General features: G+C 69.0%; 20 protein-coding genes and 1 pseudogene. 17 read left to right on the forward strand and 4 right to left on the reverse strand.

Annotated features, from left to right (window positions below):
• Position 1: 1 nt before the first annotated feature.
• The 3 genes from QM591_RS05430 to QM591_RS05440 form a co-directional block, all read right to left on the reverse strand.
• Positions 2-913, reverse strand: a complete 912-nt coding sequence (locus QM591_RS05430; protein ID WP_415130379.1) for a TIGR01777 family oxidoreductase — start codon at positions 911-913, stop codon at positions 2-4.
• A complete protein-coding gene (locus QM591_RS05435) occupies positions 906-1,331 on the reverse strand; it encodes an OsmC family peroxiredoxin (protein ID WP_415130381.1) in 426 nt (141 codons plus the stop codon). Before QM591_RS05435 ends, QM591_RS05430 begins: the two co-directional genes overlap by 8 nt.
• 88 nt (positions 1,332-1,419) lie before the next feature.
• A complete protein-coding gene (locus tag QM591_RS05440) occupies positions 1,420-1,857 on the reverse strand; it encodes a TlpA family protein disulfide reductase (protein WP_415130383.1) in 438 nt (145 codons plus the stop codon).
• Positions 1,858-1,979: 122 nt separating this feature from the next.
• Between QM591_RS05440 and QM591_RS05445 the strand changes: the two genes are divergently transcribed.
• From QM591_RS05445 to dapF, 17 genes and pseudogenes are all read left to right on the forward strand, one after another.
• Entirely contained in the window at positions 1,980-2,801 is an 822-nt protein-coding gene (locus QM591_RS05445; RefSeq protein WP_415130385.1) for a thymidylate synthase, read from the forward strand.
• Positions 2,798-3,364 carry a dihydrofolate reductase gene (locus tag QM591_RS05450; RefSeq protein ID WP_415130387.1) on the forward strand — a complete coding sequence of 189 codons (567 nt, stop codon included), beginning with the start codon at positions 2,798-2,800 and terminating at the stop codon, positions 3,362-3,364. The genes QM591_RS05445 and QM591_RS05450 overlap by 4 nt, the downstream gene beginning before the upstream one ends.
• Positions 3,361-4,124: pseudogene (locus QM591_RS05455) on the forward strand (SDR family NAD(P)-dependent oxidoreductase). Before QM591_RS05450 ends, QM591_RS05455 begins: the two are co-directional and overlap by 4 nt.
• Positions 4,125-4,176: 52 nt before the next feature.
• Complete coding sequence (gene dapA, locus QM591_RS05460) at positions 4,177-5,154, forward strand: 4-hydroxy-tetrahydrodipicolinate synthase (protein ID WP_415130389.1); 978 nt, start codon at positions 4,177-4,179, stop codon at positions 5,152-5,154.
• Between the two features lie 105 nt (positions 5,155-5,259).
• Positions 5,260-6,936 (forward strand): ribonuclease J, encoded by a 1,677-nt coding sequence (locus QM591_RS05465; protein WP_415130391.1) that lies wholly within the window; start codon positions 5,260-5,262, stop codon positions 6,934-6,936.
• Between the two features lie 16 nt (positions 6,937-6,952).
• Positions 6,953-7,447 carry a GNAT family N-acetyltransferase gene (locus tag QM591_RS05470; protein ID WP_415130393.1) on the forward strand — a complete coding sequence of 165 codons (495 nt, stop codon included), beginning with the start codon at positions 6,953-6,955 and terminating at the stop codon, positions 7,445-7,447.
• Between the two features lie 86 nt (positions 7,448-7,533).
• Entirely contained in the window at positions 7,534-10,218 is a 2,685-nt protein-coding gene (locus QM591_RS05475; RefSeq protein ID WP_415130395.1) for a DNA translocase FtsK, read from the forward strand.
• A gap of 61 nt (positions 10,219-10,279) precedes the next feature.
• Positions 10,280-10,855, forward strand: coding sequence for a CDP-diacylglycerol--glycerol-3-phosphate 3-phosphatidyltransferase (gene pgsA / locus QM591_RS05480; RefSeq protein ID WP_415130397.1), 576 nt, complete (start codon positions 10,280-10,282; stop codon positions 10,853-10,855).
• Positions 10,852-11,412: a CinA family protein gene (locus QM591_RS05485; protein ID WP_415130399.1), complete on the forward strand. Its 561-nt coding sequence runs from the start codon at positions 10,852-10,854 to the stop codon at positions 11,410-11,412. The genes pgsA and QM591_RS05485 overlap by 4 nt, the downstream gene beginning before the upstream one ends.
• Before the next feature lie 147 nt (positions 11,413-11,559).
• Positions 11,560-11,880, forward strand: a complete 321-nt coding sequence (locus QM591_RS05490; RefSeq protein ID WP_067163029.1) for a helix-turn-helix domain-containing protein — start codon at positions 11,560-11,562, stop codon at positions 11,878-11,880.
• Positions 11,881-11,885: 5 nt separating this feature from the next.
• Positions 11,886-12,107 carry a DUF3046 domain-containing protein gene (locus QM591_RS05495; RefSeq protein ID WP_415130402.1) on the forward strand — a complete coding sequence of 74 codons (222 nt, stop codon included), beginning with the start codon at positions 11,886-11,888 and terminating at the stop codon, positions 12,105-12,107.
• Positions 12,108-12,356: 249 nt separating this feature from the next.
• Positions 12,357-13,403 carry a recombinase RecA gene (recA, locus tag QM591_RS05500; protein ID WP_415130404.1) on the forward strand — a complete coding sequence of 349 codons (1,047 nt, stop codon included), beginning with the start codon at positions 12,357-12,359 and terminating at the stop codon, positions 13,401-13,403.
• Positions 13,404-13,638: 235 nt separating this feature from the next.
• The gene (locus tag QM591_RS05505) at positions 13,639-14,094 is read left to right on the forward strand and encodes a regulatory protein RecX (protein WP_415130406.1); all 456 of its coding nucleotides are present in this window, start codon (positions 13,639-13,641) and stop codon (positions 14,092-14,094) included.
• Positions 14,095-14,158: 64 nt separating this feature from the next.
• A complete protein-coding gene (gene miaB / locus QM591_RS05510; protein ID WP_415130408.1) occupies positions 14,159-15,706 on the forward strand; it encodes a tRNA (N6-isopentenyl adenosine(37)-C2)-methylthiotransferase MiaB in 1,548 nt (515 codons plus the stop codon).
• Complete coding sequence (gene miaA / locus QM591_RS05515; RefSeq protein WP_415130410.1) at positions 15,703-16,638, forward strand: tRNA (adenosine(37)-N6)-dimethylallyltransferase MiaA; 936 nt, start codon at positions 15,703-15,705, stop codon at positions 16,636-16,638. The genes miaB and miaA overlap by 4 nt, the downstream gene beginning before the upstream one ends.
• Entirely contained in the window at positions 16,635-17,057 is a 423-nt protein-coding gene (locus QM591_RS05520) for a GNAT family acetyltransferase (protein WP_415130412.1), read from the forward strand. The genes miaA and QM591_RS05520 overlap by 4 nt, the downstream gene beginning before the upstream one ends.
• A 42-nt stretch (positions 17,058-17,099) precedes the next feature.
• Entirely contained in the window at positions 17,100-17,966 is an 867-nt protein-coding gene (dapF, locus tag QM591_RS05525) for a diaminopimelate epimerase (RefSeq protein WP_415130414.1), read from the forward strand.
• Between the two features lie 35 nt (positions 17,967-18,001).
• Here the strand turns inward: dapF and QM591_RS05530 are convergent, their stop codons facing one another.
• Entirely contained in the window at positions 18,002-18,643 is a 642-nt protein-coding gene (locus tag QM591_RS05530; RefSeq protein WP_415130416.1) for a class I SAM-dependent methyltransferase, read from the reverse strand.
• Between the last annotated feature and the right edge of the window lie 59 nt (positions 18,644-18,702).

Raw genomic sequence — 18,702 nt, forward strand, 5'->3', positions numbered from 1 at the left:
GTCACCGAGCCGGGATCGCCGCAGCGACGGCGTCCTCGACCGTCTCGTGGCGGAAGGTGAAACCGGTCTCCTGGAGCCGCCGAGGCGTGACGTCCATGTCGTTGGTGAGCAGGGCGCGGGTGGCGTCGGTGCCCAGCACGAGGGAGATCGCCCACACCGGCGCTCGCAGCAGGTACGGGCGATTCATCCGGCGGGCCAAGGCGAAGCCGAGATCGTTGGCGGTCGCGCGCTGCGGACCCGTCAGGTTCACCGGACCGGTGAGGCCGTTGTCGATGACGTGGCGGATGGCACGCACCTCGTCGTCCAGCGAGATCCACGGCCATACCTGTCTCCCGGATCCGATCGGACCCGACAGGCCGAACCGGGTGAGCAGCATGAGGGGCCCGAGGACGCCGTCCGGATGGACCACGGGCGCCGTGCGCAGGAGCGCGACTCGGGCGTCGGGGCCGGCGTGACGAGCCGCGCTCTCCCATTCCACGCAGAGGGCGGAAAGGAAGCCGTCGCCGGGAGGCGAGGACTCGTCCAGCGTGTCGCCGGGCGCGGACGGGTAGTAGCCGACGGCGGACGCGCACACGAACGCCGGCGCGTCCGCCCCGAGCGCCCGGACCGCCGCAGCGATCGCCTGCGTCGGCTGGATGCGCGACCACAGCAGCTCGTGGCGATATCGCTTCGTCCACGGGAAGCGTCCGATGCTGGCGCCGTTGAGGCAGACCACGGCAGACGCCCCCGCCAGGACCTCGGGCGCCAGCGGACGAGACGTGGGATCCCACGACACCTCGTCGGGGGAGGCGGATGCGCGTCGGACGAGACGGGTGACCCTCGTGCCGTCGGCGCGCAACGACGCGACGAGTGCTCGGCCGATCAGCCCGGACGCGCCCGCGACCACGACGTGGGCATCGTCGGGCTCAGGCAAGCGTCGCCTCGAGAGTGATCTCGATCCCGGTCAGGGCGGCCGAGACGGGGCATCCGGTCTTGGCTTCCTGCGCGATCCTGGCGAAGTCCTCGGCGCTGAGATTCGGCACGACGGCGTTGACGTTCAGGTGGGAACCCGTGATCCCGGTGCCGGGGACGAAGGTGACCGATGCGGTGGTCTCGACCGACTCGGGCGGCGTCCCGTTCTCCGTCAGAGCGTGGGAGAGGGCCATGCTGAAGCAGGAGGAATGCGCCGCAGCCAGGAGCTCCTCGGGCGTGGTCACCGACGTGGACCCTTCGCTGCGGGCCTTCCAGTCGACCGCGAGGGGACCCTGGTTGGAGCTTTCCAGGGCGATCTCCCCGGAGCCCTCGAACAGGCTTCCCTTCCAGCTCGTGCTCGCTTCGCTCGTGACGCTCATGGGGTCTCCTCGGTGCCGGATGGGTCGTCGGCGGGTTCCCGCGCGACGCTTTCGAGCGTAGACCGGCCGCGAGAGGGAGGGAATGGGGCTAGGCCGGAACGCGCGGGGCGAGCACGCGGTCCAGTTCCAGTTCCACGACGCCCCGGCTCGGTGCGCCGCCGAACCGGGTGTGGATCGTTCCCCGGCCGTCGAGGACGAACGTCGTCGGGGTCTGCAGCACGTGGAAGTGCTGCGCGATGTCGGGCCGATCGGTCAGGTCGACGTCCAGGTGCAGGACGCCCGCGCGTTCCCGGGCGATCTCACCGAGCGTCCGGTGGACTCCGGGGCAGCGGCCGCAGGTCTGCGTGCTGAACTGCAGGAGCGTGGCCCGTTCGCCGAGTGCGGTGGCGCCCAATCGCCGAGGATCCACGATCTCGTCGGGGTTGCGGTGGCGAGGGCGATTCTGCTGCCAGCGCAGGAACAGGCCGAGCCCGACGGTGGCGGCCAGCAGGGCGCTGAGCACGAGGAGGGCGTCGACCACGTTCACAGCGGACCATCGTATCCGCATGAATCCACTCGGTCGACGCTCGGGGGCCGTGTATGACGCCGCGCGACACCTGTCGCACCCGGTCCGCGCGCACCGCCCCGGTGTCCTCCGGCGGCGGTAGGGTGGCAGGCGTGACCGCCGCCTCCGTTCCCACGCCGTACGAAGACCTCCTGCGGGATGTGCTCGCCGAAGGGGTCCACAAGAGCGATCGCACCGGCACCGGAACCACGAGCGTGTTCGGGCGGCAGATCCGCTTCGACCTGTCGCAGGGGTTCCCGCTCATCACCACCAAGCGCGTGCACTTCAAGTCGATCGCCTACGAGTTGCTGTGGTTCCTCCGCGGCGAGTCGAACGTGAACTGGCTGCAGGAGAACGGCGTGACCATCTGGGACGAGTGGGCCGACGAGCGCGGCGAGCTCGGCCCGGTCTATGGCGTCCAGTGGCGGTCCTGGCCCACCGCGTCGGGGGAGACGATCGATCAGATCGCCCAGGTCGTCGAGCAGATCCGCACCAACCCGGACTCGCGCCGTCTCATCGTCTCGGCCTGGAACCCCGCCGACATTCCCAACATGGCCCTCGCGCCGTGTCATGCGCTCTTCCAGTTCTACGTCGCCGACGGGCGGCTCTCGTGCCAGCTCTACCAGCGCAGCGCCGACATGTTTCTGGGCGTGCCTTTCAACATCGCCTCCTACGCGTTGCTGACGCTCATGATCGCCCAGCAGACCGGGCTCGAGCCGGGTGACTTCGTCTGGACCGGGGGCGACTGCCACATCTACGACAATCACCGCGAGCAAGTGCGTGAACAGCTCACGCGCGAGCCGTACCCGTATCCCACGTTGCGGCTCGCCCGTCGGCCGGAGTCGCTGTTCGACTATCGGTTCGAGGACTTCGTGGTCGAGGGCTACCAGCACCACCCGCCGATCCGGGCGGCTGTCGCGGTATGACCGCGGGCGGTTCCGGCGCGGACGGCGGGCCGCGCCCGCAAGACTCGCCGACGAACGCTGCGCGTCTGGGGCTCATCTGGGCCGAAGCGCACGATCGCGTCATCGGAGCGGGTGGCGGCATGCCGTGGCACGTTCCTGAAGACCTCGCGCACTTCCGTGAGGTCACCCTCGGCTCTCCCGTGATCATGGGAAGGCGGACCTGGGAGTCCTTTCCCGATCGCTTTCGGCCGCTTCCCGGCCGCCGGAACATCGTCGTCACGCGCGACGAGGAGTGGGAGGCGCTCGGGGCCGAACGCGCCGCTTCGCTCCCGGCGGCGATCGCCCTCGCGGGCGACGGAGAGGTCTGGGTGATCGGGGGTGGGCAGCTGTATCGCGAGGCGATCGCCCGCGCCGACGTGCTGGAGGTCACCGAGCTCGACCTCGATGTCGACGGCGACACGCATGCCCCCGCCCGAGACGGCTGGCATGTCGTGTCGCGGTCGCCGTGGCGGGAGTCCCGGACCGGCGTGCGCTACCGCTTCGTCACCCTCGATCGCGCGACGGACGGTCAGGCCACACGATGACGCGAACGGCACTGATCACGGGCGCCAGTTCGGGACTGGGCGCCGAGTTCGCGCGGCAGCTCGCCGCGACGGGGCCGACCTCGTCCTCGTCGCTCGCGATCGCGAAGCGCTGGAGACGCTCTCGTCGGAGCTCGTCCGCGATCACGCCGTCTCGTGTGAGGTGCTCACCGCCGACCTCACCACCCGGGAGGGTCTGGACGCGGTCGCCGCGCGGCTGCAAGAGCGCGAACGCCCGGTCGGCGTGCTGGTCAACAACGCCGGTTTCGGTCTGGATCTGCGCTTCGAGCGCAACGATGTCCCGCAGGAGGAGCGTCACCTCGATCTCCATGTGCGTGCCACGATGCGCCTCAGCCACGCGGCGCTCGGCTCCATGTTGTCGCGCGGCGGCGGAAGGATCATCAACGTGGCCTCCGTCGCCGCGTTCCTTCCGCGCGGCACCTACGGCGCGGTCAAGGCATGGGTGGTCTCCTTCAGCCGGTGGGCGAACATCGCCTACTCCCCGCGAGGCGTGAGCGTGACGGCCGTGTGCCCCGGCTTCACGCACACCGGCTTCCACGCGCGGATGGGTTTGGCCGCGGGGCAGGAGGGTGTGCCGCCCTTCCTCTGGCTCGAGGCGCGCGAGGTCGTTCGGATCGGCCTGCGCGACGCCGCCCGCGGCCGCGCGGTGTCGGTGCCGTCGCTGCGCTACAAAGTGCTCGTGGCGGCGGCTCGACTCCTCCCGTCGCGACTCGTGGCCCGCCTCGCGACAGCCGGCCGCTGATCGGCAAGCCTCGACGAGGCCGCGCGCGGAGCGAACCGATAACCTGGGACGCATGACGCACACCGGTAACCCTTTCGGACAGGTGCTCGTCGCGCTCGTCACCCCGATGACGGCCGACGGCGAGGTCGACTGGCCCGCCGTCGAGAAGCACATCGATGATGTGATCGGCGCAGGCGCCGACGGCATCGTCGTCACCGGCACGACGGGAGAGACAAGCACGCTGACCGATGCAGAGAAGCTGCGTCTGGTCGAGGTGGGCAAGTCCGTCTCCGCGGGCCGGGCCAAGATCATCACCGGCGGCGGCTCGAACGAGACCGCTCACGCGATCGAGCTCTATCGCGCGAGCGAGAAAGCCGGCGCCGACGGCATCATGATCGTCACGCCGTACTACAACAAGCCCACCCAGGCCGGAATCCTCACGCACTTCCGCCTCGTGGCCGACGCCACCGATCTGCCGGTGATCCTCTACGACATCCCCGGTCGCACCGGCGTGCCCATCAAGTACGAGACGATCCTCCGGCTGGCCAAGCACCCCAACATCTTGGCGATCAAAGACGCGAAGGGGGATTTCAGCGAGGTCAGCCGCGTCTTGAACCAGACCGACCTCCTGTACTTCTCCGGCGACGACGCGAACGTGCTCCCGCACCTCTCGATCGGTGCGTCAGGGCTCATCGGGGTCACAGCGAACATCGCCCCGGCGCCGTACCGCACGATCGTCGACGCGGTCAATCGCGGCGACCTCGCCGCCGCGACCGCCGCCCACCGCAAGCTCGAGCCGCTCGTGCGGGCCGTCATGACCCACGTGCCGGGAACGGTGAGCGCCAAGTACATCCTCCACGGTCTCGGCCGTATCTCCAGCCCGCGAGTGCGGTTGCCGCTGGTCGGGCCGGAGGAGTGGGAGGCCGCCGTGATCGAGGACGAGCTGGCGCTCGTGCACGATGTCGACGGCGCCGATTTCTCCAATTTTCGTCCCGATCGCAACGCGGCGGCCGGCGGTGCGCTGCCCAAGGTGCACGGCACGACGCGCTGATCCCACGATCCACAACCGAACACCGGACGCCCCCATGGCGCCCCGAACCGAGACGTCTCGACTGTCCCTCAGGCGCGACGCTCGGACACCTGTGAAAGGCCACTGATGCCCACGAACGTCTTCGAGCCGGCTGCGCTCGAGCCCGGAACCCTTCGCGTGACCCCCCTGGGCGGTCTCGGAGAGGTCGGGCGGAACATGACCGTCTTCGAGTTCGACGGCAAGCTCCTCGTGGTCGACTGCGGCGTGCTCTTTCCCGAGGAGCACCAACCCGGCGTCGACCTGATCCTCCCCGACTTCGAGCCTCTCAAGGGGCGCCTCGACGACATCGTCGGCGTGGTCCTGACCCACGGACACGAAGACCACATCGGCGCCGTGCCGTACCTCCTCAAGCTCAAGTCGGACATCTCGCTCCTGGGATCCGGGCTCACGCTCGCGCTCGTCGAGGCCAAGCTCAAGGAGCACCGCCTCAAGCCGTACACGCTCACCGTCACCGAGGGACAGCGTGAGCAGGTGGGGCCGTTCGAGCTCGAGTTCGTGGCGGTGAACCACTCGATCCCCGACGCCCTCGCCGTCGCGATCCGCACCCCCGCTGGCCTCGTGCTGGCCACCGGTGACTTCAAGATGGACCAGCTTCCGCTCGACGGCCGGATCACGGACCTCCGCGCCTTCTCGCGGCTGGGGGAGGAGGGTGTCGATCTCTTCCTCGTCGACTCGACGAACGCCGACGTCCCGGGCTTCACGCCGCTGGAGCGCTCGATCGGTCCCGTGCTCGACCAGGTCATCGCCAAGGCGCCGCGGAGGGTGATCGTCGCGAGCTTCTCCAGCCACGTGCACCGCGTGCAGCAGGTGCTCGATGCCGCGCATGCGCACGGCCGCCGGCTCGCCTTCCTCGGCCGCAGCATGGTGCGCAACATGACGATCGCCGAGGAGCTGGGCTATCTCAACGTCCCCTCCGGCGTCCTCATCGACTACAAGAAGGCCAAGGACCTCCCCGACGATCGCATCGTCTACATGTCGACCGGTTCTCAGGGAGAACCGATGGCGGTGCTCTCTCGTATGGCCAACCTCGACCACGCAATCGAGCCCGGCCCTGGAGACACGGTCATCCTCGCCTCGAGCCTCATTCCCGGCAACGAGAACGCCGTCTACCGCGTGATCGACGGCCTGACCAAGCTCGGCGCGAACGTCGTGCACAAGGGGAACGCGAAGGTCCACGTCTCCGGCCACGCCGCCGCAGGCGAGCTCCTCTACTGCTACAACATCCTGCGCCCCCGCAATGTCCTCCCCGTCCACGGCGAGTACCGGCACCTCATCGCCAATGCGAAGCTCGCGCAGGACACGGGGATCGCCGCCGACCGCACGATCATCGCGGAGAACGGCACGGTCGTCGACCTCAAGGGCGGCGTGGCGCGTGTGGCCGGGCAGCTGGACCTCGGCTTCGTCTACGTCGACGGCTCGACGGTCGGGGAGATCACCGACGCCGACCTCAAGGACCGTCGTATCCTCGGCGAGGAGGGGTTCATCTCGGTGATCGTCGTCGTCGACGCGGCGACGGGACGGGTCATCTCCGGCCCCGAGATCCACGCGCGAGGGTTCGCCGAGGACGACTCGGTGTTCGAGTCGGTCAAGCCGAAGATCGCGGCCGCGTTGGCCGAGGCCGCGCAGTCCGGTGTCCGGGACACGCACGCCCTCTCGCAGGTGGTGCGGCGCACGATCGGACGATGGGTCAACCAGTCGCTGCGCCGTCGGCCGATGATCGTGCCGCTGGTCATCGAGGCCTAGCCCTACAATCGGGGCCATGCCCGCCACGTTCCGTCTGCGACCCGCTGCGCCGGGAGACGGCGCTTTCCTCGCCGACATGGTGGTGGAAGCGGCGAACTGGCGGGCGGAGGGGTTCCGGCCCAAGCACCAGATCCTCGAGAGCCCCGAGCACGCTCGGTACCTGGCGGGGTGGATGCGGCCCGGGGACGCCGGCCTCGTCGCCGTGGACGGGCAGGAGGTGCCGATCGGCGCGGCGTGGTATCGGATGCTGCCGCGCACCGACCCCGGGTTCGGGTACGTCGCGACCGGCGTTCCCGAACTGATCATCGGCGTCCGGCCCATCTGGCGCGCGCACGGCGTCGGGCGCGCCCTGCTGCAGGGCCTGTGCGACCAGGCTCGCGCCGCCGGGTTCGCGCGGCTGAGCCTCTCGGTGGAACGCGGCAACTTCGCCCAGACGCTGTATCGCAGCGAGGGCTTCGCGGTCACCCAGGCCGGCCACGGACGCGACACGATGGTCAAGCGCCTGCGCTGAGGACGTGCGGCATCCGGGCTCGTCGGCGCCGCGCCTCTGCCGCGTCGCTACGCCGGAACGTCGGTGGCGCGCCGTACCGTGGAGGAATGGCCAGGAGCACGAAGCCGACCTCGAGCGCGCGCGCGTCCGCGAAGAGCTCGGGTCCGTCGCGCGCCAAGAAGCCCGATCCCGCCCCCCGGCGCTACGTCGACGATGTCGACAAGCCGCCGCTCGCCGTCCGGGCGTGGCTCGGCCTCGCGCACGTGGTCGGCGGCATGTTCCGCGCGTTCGGGCCCGAGACGCTCGAGAAGGACCAGCGCCGAGACGGGTTCCCGTTCCTCCTGGTGCTGCTGGCTGCAGCCGGAGCCGTCGTGGAGTGGTTCCTCATCGGCACCGAGGTCGGCACGTCGATCAGCGCGTACACCGTCGGTTTCCTCGTCGGACGCGTCGCCTTCATTCTTCCCGTGCTGCTGCTCCTGCTCGCGGGCTGGCTGTTCCGCCATCCGTCGTCAGTGCACGACAACGGTCGCATCGGCATCGGGTTCGGCATCTTCGTCCTCGCGATCGCGGGCTTCTGTCACGTACTGGGCTCCCGTCCCCAACCCAAGGCGGGTCTTCCGGCCCTCAGCGAGAGCGGTGGGCTTTTCGGCTGGATGATCGGCGAGCCGCTGACCTTCCTCACTCCGATCGGTGCGGCGGCCGTGCTCGGGCTGCTGGCCGTTCTCAGCGTCCTCATCATCACCAAGACCCCTCCGAACCGCATCGGGCAACGGTTGGGTGACCTCTACGCATGGATGTTCGGGGCCGAGCGTCCGGAGCGGCCCGCTCCCACGGCGGGCCCGGACGCCCCGACGGTCGCCTTCGGGAAGGAAGAAGAGAGCGACGCCGCGCTTCCGTGGTGGCGACGCAACAAGTCGGGCCGAGAGGAAGACGTCGACGGGCACCTCGGTGCTGACGACCTCACCGCGCTCCTCACCCCGGCGACCACGGGCGGCTTCGACCAGGCCGTCGCGGCGCCCGTGCAGCCGCCCGCCGCCGAGGCGCCCACCGAGGTCATCGACCCGTCCGTGGTCGCGGGGGCGCAGCGCGCGGCCCGGAAAGCAGACACCGGTATCCGCGAGGACGCCGACGAGGTGCACGACGACGGCCTCCTGCCGGGACTGTCGGGCCTCGGGGGAGACCACGACGGCCGGCCTCCGGCGCTCCCGTACCGACTCCCGTCGGTGGAGGCGCTCGCGACGGGCACGCCGCACAAGGCGCGCTCGGAGGCCAACGACGCGGTCGTGCGAGCGATCATGGGAGTGTTCGAGCAGTTCTCGGTCGACGCGCGCGTGACCGGGTTCTCGCGGGGGCCCACCGTCACCCAGTACGAGATCGAGCTCGGCCCGGGTGTGAAGGTCGAGCGGATCACTGCCCTGACCAACAACATCGCCTACGCCGTCGCCTCCAACGAGGTCCGTATCCTCGCTCCGATTCCGGGCAAGAGCGCGATCGGCGTGGAGATCCCGAACACCGACCGCGAGATCGTGACCCTCGGAGACGTCCTGCGCTCTCCCGCCGCGGCGGCGCAGACCCACCCCATGACGATCGGTGTCGGGAAGGACGTCGGCGGAGGCTACGTCGTGGCGAACCTCGCCAAGATGCCGCACCTTCTCGTAGCCGGCTCCACCGGGTCGGGTAAGTCGAGCTTCGTCAACTCGATGATCACGAGCCTGCTCATGCGCGCCAAGCCCAGCGACGTGCGCATGGTCCTGATCGACCCGAAGAGGGTGGAGCTCACCTCCTACGCCGGTGTGCCGCATCTGATCACCCCGATCATCACCAACCCCAAGAAGGCTGCCGAAGCCCTGCAGTGGGTCGTGAAAGAGATGGACATGCGCTACGACGACCTCGCGTCGTTCGGCTTCCGTCACATCGACGACTTCAACAAGGCGGTCGTGGCCGGGGAGATCACGCTTCCGGCGGGCAGCGAACGCGTCCTCAAGCCGTATCCGTACCTTCTCGTGGTCGTCGACGAGCTCGCCGACCTGATGATGGTCGCCCCTCGCGATGTCGAGGACTCGATCGTCCGCATCACCCAGCTGGCCCGCGCGAGCGGAATCCATCTGGTGCTGGCCACCCAGCGGCCTTCCGTCGACGTCGTGACCGGTCTGATCAAGGCCAACGTGCCCTCGCGCCTCGCCTTCGCGGTGACGAGCGTCACCGACTCCCGGGTCATCCTCGACCAGCCTGGCGCTGACCGTCTGATCGGGCAGGGCGACGGTCTCTTCCTGCCGATGGGAGCCTCCAAGGCTCTGCGGGTGCAGGGAGCGTGGGTCGCGGAGAGCGAGATCGAGAAGGTCGTCTCGCACGTCAAGAAACAGGCGCAGCCCGAGTACCGATCCGATGTCCAGGCGGTCGCCGAGAAGAAGGAGATCGACGCGGATATCGGCGACGACCTGGAGCTGCTCCTCGCCGCCGCCGAGCAGATCGTCTCGACCCAGTTCGGGTCGACGTCGATGCTGCAGCGCAAGCTCCGGGTCGGGTTCGCCAAAGCCGGACGACTGATGGACCTCCTGGAGTCCCGGGAGATCGTCGGTCCGTCGGAGGGGTCGAAGGCTCGCGACGTCCTGGTGACACCGGATCAGCTTCCCGCCGTCCTGGCGCGGCTGCGCGGTGAGGACCCTCCCGCTCAGGCTCCGGCACCCGACGGCTACGGCAAGGACGCGGTGGACGCGCAGTTCGACGGCTATGAGGTCGTCGACGGCGACAGCGGCTCCGAGGATGCCTGGGGTCTGACCGGTCGTGACTGAGGACGCTGCCGCGCTCGACGCGGCGCGTCGGATGCTCGCTCGCCTCGACTAGGCTCGGCGCGTGGCGATTCCCCGGCAGCTTCCCAACGCGATCACGGTCGTGCGCATCCTGTGCGCACCGGTGTTCCTCTGGATGCTTCTCGCAGATGCCGGCGCCGACGGGGGACTGCGGTGGGCCGCTGCGGCCCTCTTCATCGTCGCGATCGCCACCGACGGCATCGATGGATACTTGGCCCGGCGGCACGACATCGTGACCGACCTCGGAAAGCTCCTGGACCCGATCGCCGACAAGGCGCTGACGGGGTGTGCGTTCGTCGGGCTGTCGCTGCTGGGGGAGCTGGATTGGTGGGTGACGATCCTCGTGCTGGTCCGGGAGGTGGGGATCACGGTCCATCGCCTCATCGTCGCCAGTGACCACGTCGTCGCCGCCGCGTGGATGGGCAAGCTCAAGACGGTTGCGCAGGCAGTCGCGTTGTCGTTGGCCTTGTTGCCGCTGTGGACGGTGCTGGGGGAGTGGGTCCACGTCGTGAACGTCGTGGCGATGGTGATCGCGGTGGTGCTCACCGTGGCGAGCGGGATCGACTACGTGGTCGCGGAGGTCCGGGGGTCTCGCGCCGCGCGGAGAGGGGAACGATGACGAGCCGTCGAGAGGCGCGCGCCGCCCGTCAAGCGGCGGAGATCGATGACCTCGAGAACACTCTCGTCTCGGTCGGACGTGCTCCGGACGTCGAGCGTGTGGTCGCGCGGCTGAGCGAGCTCGGCTGGACACTAGCGGTCGCCGAGTCACTCACGGGCGGCCTCGTCGTCTCCACGGTCGTCGATGTCGCCGGAGCCTCGGCGGTGCTTCGCGGTGGCGTGGTCGCGTATGCGACCGACGTCAAACAACGTGTCCTCGGTGTGGACCCGACGCTCCTGGCCGCTCACGGTCCGGTGCATCCGCGTGTGGCGCAGCAGATGGCCGAGGGGGTGCGGCGAGCCCTCGCGCACGACGATCAGCCCGCCGACGTCGGTATCGCGACCACCGGCATCGCCGGCCCCGTCTCGCCCGACGGTCAGCCGGTCGGCACCGTCCATCTCGCCGTCTCCACGCCGTTGGGGTCACGCGTCGAATCATTGGTCCTCTCCGGCGACCGCGCGCAGATCCGGGTGGAAGCCGCGGCGCGCGCGCTCCGACTGGCGTTGGACGCATTGTGAGCCCGCGGGAATAGACGGTGTTTCGTCCCCGTTACACCTGAGCGATTCCCACCCTTTCTCCAGCACGCGAGGTCTAGGGTGACAACGAGGTGCGGTACTGTTATCCACCCGTGAGTGCGGAATCATCGTCTGAGAAGGGGGCCCGACATGATCCTGGTTCGTCAAGAGATCGGTGACGTCCTTCGTGATCTGCGCCTGCAGAAGGGCAAGACCCTTCGTCAGGTCGCGGGCCGTGCGAGCGTCGCGCTCGGGTACCTCAGTGAGGTCGAGCGTGGACAGAAGGAGGCGTCGAGCGAGATCCTCGCTGCGGTCGCCGACGCGCTCGATGTGCCGATCTCCTCGATCATGCGCGAGGTCGGCGATCGGATTTCGGTACTCGAGGGTCTGCAGACCTTCCCCGACGTCGTGCCCGACGATCTCGCTTCGCTCGGAGGCGACTACGCGCAGCCTGAGCTCTCGCTGCGCTGACACCGATGCGTCGGAGCGAGTTCGCGCGTGCGGTAGAAGCCGAGTTCGGGCCCCGCGGCGATTCGTTGGTCTCCGATCTGGCGCTCAGCGCCGTGGGCTATCGCACCGCTGAGGAGGCTCTCCGCGACGGCGTCGACGCTCGAGAGGTGTGGCTGGCGTTGTGCGTCGAGACCGACGTTCCCTCGGGGCGTCGCCACGGCGTCGGTCGGCTCGAGCGTCGGCGCTGAGTTCGGACGGTGAGACGCAGCGTCCGCGTGTCGCGTCGAACATGTGTTCTATCCGGCGTAGTGTCCTGCACAGGAGATGTCTCCTCGGGGTTGTCCCCCGCTTCGCCTGAACTGCCGAGGAATGTCGGTGGTCCTTCGTAGCGTGGACGGCGTCATCGAGACACCTACGCCTTGTCGTAGTGCTCCCTTCGTCGAAGGGAGGCGCGACAGCCTACAGGCGACGGAAGCGCGAACACGAAGGAGCACGTCATGCCATCACCCGCCGACCGCGAGAAGGCCCTGGAATCGGCCCTCGCTCAGATCGACCGGCAGTTCGGAAAGGGCTCGGTCATGCGGCTGGGCAGCGACGAACGCGCCCCGGTCGAAGTGATCCCCACCGGATCCATCGCGCTCGACGTCGCCCTCGGAGTGGGCGGACTCCCGCGGGGTCGCATCATCGAGATCTACGGGCCCGAGTCCTCGGGAAAGACCACGCTCACCCTTCACGCCATCGCCAACGTGCAGCGGGCCGGCGGGATTGCGGCCTTCGTCGACGCAGAGCACGCGCTCGACCCCGACTACGCGCAGAAGCTGGGAGTCGACATCGATCAGCTCCTGGTCTCTCAGCCCGACACGGGGGAGCAGGCGCTGGAGATCGCCGACATGCTGGTGCGCTCCGGGGCGATCGACCTCGTGGTGATCGACTCGGTGGCCGCGCTCGTGCCCAAGGCGGAGATCGAGGGCGAGATGGGGGACTCGCACGTCGGTCTCCAGGCCCGACTGATGTCGCAGGCACTGCGCAAGCTCACCGGTGGTCTCAACCAGACCAACACCACCATGATCTTCATCAACCAGCTGCGCGAGAAGATCGGCGTCTTCTTCGGATCACCGGAGACCACCGCCGGTGGGAAGGCGCTGAAGTTCTACGCCTCGGTGCGCCTGGACATCCGTCGCATCGAGACGCTCAAAGACGGCACCGAAGCGGTGGGCAACCGCACGCGGGTGAAGGTCGTCAAGAACAAGATGGCACCGCCCTTCAAGCAGGCGGAGTTCGACATCCTGTACGGGGTGGGGATCTCACGCGAGGGCAGCCTGATCGACTTCGGCGTGGAGCACGCCATCGTCAAGAAGTCCGGGGCTTGGTACACCTACGACGGCGAGCAGCTCGGTCAGGGCAAGGAGAACGCACGCAACTTCCTGATCAAGAACGCCGACATCGCCGCAGAGATCGAGACGAAGATCAAGCAGAAGCTCGGCGTCGGTCAGCCTAAGCAGACCGAGACCGCCGACGAACTCGCCGCTCGCCGCCCGGCGTGACCCGGGGCAGCCGGTGACCGACGACACCGCTCACAGGGGCCAGGCCGACCACCTGGCCCCTGTCATCCCCCTGTTCGATCGGGGAAGCCGCGACGAGCGCGCTCCGAGTCGTGAGCGCACCGTGAGTGAGTGGCATACAACGTGGACCGAGTCGACGGAAAGCGGCGGGGGCGGTGCGGGAGCAAAGCGGGGTGACGAGCCTTCCGACGAGGCCGCTACGGCCGAGAAGTCACTCGTGAAGAAGCTTCGAGTACGTTCTCTCTCGGTGCGCGAGGCATACGACGTCCTCCGCTCGGCGAGCGTCGTCGGCGACGCGGCCGATGCGATCATCGACCGCTGCCTGCGTCACGGATATCTCGACGACGTGCGTCTGGCGGAACAGCTGGTGTACACCGCCACCGACCGCAAGGGCCAGGGGCGCAATGCCATCATGCGCACGCTGCGCCAGCGCGGCATCGACTCGGCGGTCGCAGAGGCTGCGCTCTCCGACGTCGTGGACGATGACCGCGAGCGAGCGCTCGAGTTCGCCCGGCACAAGGCGAGGGCATTCCGTGACGTCGATCGGGACACGGCTCTCCGCCGCCTCGTCGGGCAGCTCACGCGACGGGGCTATACCGGCGGGGTCGCGATGGCCGCCGCCCGAGCGGCGCTTGACGAGGCCGCGCCGACGGGCGTCCGCTTCACGGAGTGAGCCGACCGGGCCACGCCGCCGATCGGACCGAGGCCGTCGTTCCGGCTCGTAGAATGGCTGGATCATGACTTCTCCGTCTTCCGCGCCGACGTTGATCACCCCTTCTGAGGCCGCGCGTGCCAGCGACGGTCGCGCGCGCACGTACGAGGTGCGGACGTTCGGCTGTCAGATGAACGTCCACGACTCGGAGCGGCTGTCGGGATCCCTGGAGAGCGCCGGCTATGTCCGTGCCGAGGCGGGGAGCGAAGCCGACGTCATCGTGATCAACACGTGCGCCGTGCGTGACAACGCTGCGGGCAAGCTCTACGGGACACTCGGCCACCTCAAGAGTCGCAAGGAGCGGCACGAAGGCATGCAGATCGCCGTCGGCGGCTGCTTGGCGCAGATGGACAAAGACACCGTGCTGCAGAAGGCTCCCTGGGTCGACGTCGTCTTCGGCACGCACAACATGGGGTCGCTCCCCGGGATGCTCGAGCGCGCGCGTCACAACGGCGAGGCGGAACTGGAGATCCTGGAGTCGCTCGAGGTCTTCCCCTCCACCCTTCCCACCAAGCGCGATGCGGTGCACAGCGGGTGGGTCTCGATCTCCGTCGGGTGCAACAACACCTGCACCTTCTGTATCGTCCCCAGTCTTCGGGGCAAAGAGAAGGACCGGCGGCCGGGCGACATTCTCAGCGAGATCCGCCTCCTGGTCGATGACGGAGCGATCGAGGTCACCCTCCTCGGCCAGAACGTCAACAGCTACGGCGTGGAGTTCGGCGACCGCCAGGCCTTCGGGAAGCTCCTGCGCGCCGCGGGTGAGATCCCGGGACTGGAGCGCATTCGTTTCACGAGCCCCCATCCGGCCGCCTTCACCGACGACGTGATCGACGCCATGGCTGAAACGCCCTCGGTCATGCCGCAGTTGCATATGCCGCTGCAGTCCGGATCGGACCGGATCCTCAAAGCCATGCGGCGGTCGTACCGCAGTGAGCGGTTCCTCGGGATCCTGGACCGCGTTCGCGAGCGGATCCCCCACGCCGCGATCACGACGGACATCATCGTCGGCTTCCCCGGTGAGACCGACGAGGATTTCGAGGACACGTTGCGCGTGGTGGAGAAAGCGCGCTTCGCGAGCGCCTTCACCTTCCAGTACTCCATCCGGGAGGGCACGCCGGCAGCAACGATGCCCGACCAGGTCCCCAAGCATGTCGTGCAGGAACGCTACGACCGCCTCGTCGCGCTGCAGGAGCGGATCTCCCTGGAGGAGAACCAGCGTCAGCGAGGCCGCCGCCTCGACGTGCTCGTATCGACGGGCGAGGGGAAGAAGGACACCGCCACACGGCGGCTCACCGGTCGCGCGGAGGACAACCGCCTCGTGCACTTCGAGGTGCCCGAGGGATCGGAGGTTCCTCGTCCCGGAGACATCGTGACCGTGACGGTCACCCACGCCGCGCCGTTCCACCTTCTCGCCGACAGCCTCGACGGCGCGCCGTTGGTGGTGCGACGCACCCGCGCCGGCGACGCCTGGGATCGCGCGCAGGCCGAGTCCTGCGGCGTGCCGGCATCGTCGCCGGCCGATGGCCCCCGCGCCGTGGGGCTGGGAATGCCCACACTCCGCGTCGGATCGTGACCTCGGTCGCTCATCAGAGCGGCCCGCGCCTGTGGGCCGTCGTGGGCGCGACGGGAACCGGCAAGACCGACCTCTCGCTGCGACTCGCCGAGGCCCTGATCGGTCGCGGCCGACGGGCGGAGATCGTCAACGCCGACGCGATGCAGCTCTATCGCGGCATGGACATCGGCACCGCCAAACTGCCGCCATCGGAGCGACGGGGTGTGAGCCATCATCTCTTCGATGTGCTCGAACCGAATGAGGACGCCGCCGTCGCCTGGTATCAGCAGTCCGCGCGCGAGGCGGCCGTCGATGCGTTCTCCCGCGGCGTCGACGTCATCCTGGTGGGTGGCTCCGGTCTGTATGTGTCGAGCGTCCTCTACGACTTCCGGTTCCCCCCTCGAGACGAGAAGGTGCGCGCCGACCTCGAGCGGGAGCTCGCGGAGGAGGGGGCCGCAGCCCTCTATGAACGCCTCCGTCACGCCGATCCGGCAAGCGCCGCGCGCATCGATCCCCGCAACGGGCGGCGCGTCGTGCGTGCGCTCGAAGTGGTCGCCCAGGGGGCGGCGGGCCACGGAGCGGCTCTCCCCGACCAGCCGGTGCTCTGGCGCCCCGACACGACCGTCATCGGTGTGCACCTCGAGCGTGCGGAGTTGGTGGAGCGTCTGGATCGCCGTGTCGAGGGAATGTGGACGGACGGCCTTCTCGATGAGGTCCGCGAGCTGCGGGAGCGCGGCTTGGAGCGGGGCACGACCGCGCGGCGCGCCATCGGCTACGCGCAAGCGCTCGACCAGCTCGACGGCCGGCTCGATCAGGACGAGGCGATCGCCCAGACGCAGAGCCTGACCCGTCGCTACGCGCGTCGCCAAGTGTCGTGGTTCCGCCGCTATCCGGATGTGCGCTGGACGGCTTCGGACGTCGATGCCGCGCGCCTGGCAGACTCGGACGCATGACCGTCGCGATCCGACCCTTCGACCTCGCCGACACCGATGCCGTCGTCGCCCTATGGCAAGAGGCGGGACTCACTCGTCCCTGGAACAATCCGTACCAGGACATCCGCCGGAAGCTCACCGTACAGCCCGACCTGTTTCTGGTCGCCGTCGACGACAGCGACCTGGTCGGCACGGTGATGGCCGGATACGACGGCCACCGCGGCTGGCTCTACTACCTCGCCAGCGCGCCCGCCCGTCGCGGGCAGGGCATCGGACGCCGTCTCGTCGAGACAGCCGAAGAGAAGCTCATCGCCCTCGGGTGCCCGAAGGTGCAGCTGATGGTGCGGACGGAGAACCTCGAGGTGCACGACTTCTACTCGGCGCTCGGCTTCGAGCCGTTCGAGACCTGGACGACAGGAAAACGCCTCATCTCCGACTGACGGGCTCGGGCGGAGGTCTCTCGCGGAACCTAGACTTGACCGGTGACCACCATCTCGTTCACCAAGGGCCACGGCACCGGCAACGACTTCGTCATCGTGCCCGACGTCGACGGCGCTCTACCGCTGACCGAACGACAGGTCGCGGCGCTGTGCGATCGTCGCTTCGGGATCGGCGGCGACGGAGTGCTGCGGGTGGTGCGCGCGCGCCTCGTGGCCGACGCTGACGCCGAGACCGAAGCCGAGTGGTTCATGGACTACCGCAATGCCGATGGATCCGTCGCGGAGATGTGCGGTAACGGGATCCGCGTGTTCGCGAAGTACCTGGTCGAGACAGGGCTCGCCACGATCTCGGCGGATCAGCCGCTGCGCGTGGCGACCCGGGCGGGAACCAAGACCCTGACGAGGACCGACAGCGGTTTCGAGGTCGATCTCGGGGTCTGGCGTCCCGAGGCCGACGAGGTGCTCGTGCGGGCGCGGGGCGTCGGCGTCGCGCGCCCCGGACAGGGGATCGACGTCGGCAACCCGCACGTCGTCGTCGCGCTCTCCAGCTCGGACGAGCTCGATGACCTGGACCTCAGCGTCCAGCCGCTCCTCCAGCCCGAGCCTCCGGCGGGGGCCAACATCGAGTTCGTCGTCCCCGATGAGCCCCTCGTCCAGGACGGAGTCGGTGGCATCACCATGCGCGTGTTCGAGCGCGGTGTCGGTGAGACCCTGTCGTGCGGGACAGGAGTGGCGGCGGCCGCGCTCGCCGTTCGACTGTGGGCGGGGCCGGCGGCCCCCGCCCAGTGGCGCGTGGCCGTTCCCGGCGGGACCCTCGGCGTGCGCGTCGAACAGCACGCCGACGGCGAGCACGTGTTCTTGTGGGGCGCCGCCACCCTGGTGTTCTCGGGCGAGGTCACCCTGGCCTGATCAGGCGGAGCGCAGCGAGGGGGTGTCGGCCGCGCTCACGGGACGGAGATGGCGCCCGTCGGGGGACTGCCGTGGCGGCGCACCTTGATGACACGGAAGCCCCGACCCGTCGCCGCGCGCGTCACGGTGTATCCGTCGGCGAACGTGGCATCGAGCCACCTCTGCAACGAGTCCGATCCGAGGTTGCGCTGCACGACCAACCACGCGTCGCTGCGCTCGTCCAAGCGGGGGATCCAGCGTTCGAGCAGGCCGTGGAGCTCGTTCTTGCCGACGCGGATGGGCGGGTTGGAGCGGATCGTGCGGAAGGCGAGGTCGTCGGGAACATCGTCGGGCAGTACCGCGTTGACATTGGAGAGACCGAGATCGCGCGCGTTCCGGCGCACGAGATCCAGTGCGCGTTCGTTGACGTCGACCGCCCACACCGTGGCGTGAGGGGCATCGAGCGCCAGGGTCAGGGCGATGGGACCCCATCCGCAGCCGAGATCCAGAAGGTGGCCGCCGGCCGGCGGTGGGGGAGTGTTGGCAAGCAGCACTGCGGTGCCCGAGTCCACGTGATCGGGGCTGAAGACGCCGCCAGCGGTGGTGACCTCCACGGATCGGCCCGCGAGGGTCGCACGGATACGGCGGAGATTCTCAGCGCTGGCCGGCGTCGCGCTGAAGTAGTGATCGCTGGCCATGGCTTTCGAGCGTAGCGGAGGACAGTCCGCGCGCGGGAGGCTAGAGTTCACGGGTGAAC

This window comes from Microbacterium sp., from assembly GCF_047607225.1.
Taxonomy (GTDB): domain Bacteria; phylum Actinomycetota; class Actinomycetes; order Actinomycetales; family Microbacteriaceae; genus Microbacterium.

Bases quoted from the DNA above. Each gene is read 5' to 3' on its own strand.
- QM591_RS05435 (WP_415130381.1), bottom strand. From the start codon at position 1,331: ATGAGCGTCACGAGCGAAGCGAGCACGAGCTGGAAGGGAAGCCTGTTC.
- QM591_RS05450 (WP_415130387.1), top strand. From the start codon at position 2,798: ATGACCGCGGGCGGTTCCGGCGCGGACGGCGGGCCGCGCCCGCAAGAC.
- dapA (WP_415130389.1), top strand. From the start codon at position 4,177: ATGACGCACACCGGTAACCCTTTCGGACAGGTGCTCGTCGCGCTCGTC.
- QM591_RS05465 (WP_415130391.1), top strand. From the start codon at position 5,260: ATGCCCACGAACGTCTTCGAGCCGGCTGCGCTCGAGCCCGGAACCCTT.
- QM591_RS05470 (WP_415130393.1), top strand. From the start codon at position 6,953: ATGCCCGCCACGTTCCGTCTGCGACCCGCTGCGCCGGGAGACGGCGCT.
- QM591_RS05475 (WP_415130395.1), top strand. From the start codon at position 7,534: ATGGCCAGGAGCACGAAGCCGACCTCGAGCGCGCGCGCGTCCGCGAAG.
- QM591_RS05485 (WP_415130399.1), top strand. From the start codon at position 10,852: ATGACGAGCCGTCGAGAGGCGCGCGCCGCCCGTCAAGCGGCGGAGATC.
- QM591_RS05490 (WP_067163029.1), top strand. From the start codon at position 11,560: ATGATCCTGGTTCGTCAAGAGATCGGTGACGTCCTTCGTGATCTGCGC.
- QM591_RS05495 (WP_415130402.1), top strand. From the start codon at position 11,886: ATGCGTCGGAGCGAGTTCGCGCGTGCGGTAGAAGCCGAGTTCGGGCCC.
- recA (WP_415130404.1), top strand. From the start codon at position 12,357: ATGCCATCACCCGCCGACCGCGAGAAGGCCCTGGAATCGGCCCTCGCT.
- miaB (WP_415130408.1), top strand. From the start codon at position 14,159: ATGACTTCTCCGTCTTCCGCGCCGACGTTGATCACCCCTTCTGAGGCC.
- QM591_RS05520 (WP_415130412.1), top strand. From the start codon at position 16,635: ATGACCGTCGCGATCCGACCCTTCGACCTCGCCGACACCGATGCCGTC.
- QM591_RS05530 (WP_415130416.1), bottom strand. From the start codon at position 18,643: ATGGCCAGCGATCACTACTTCAGCGCGACGCCGGCCAGCGCTGAGAAT.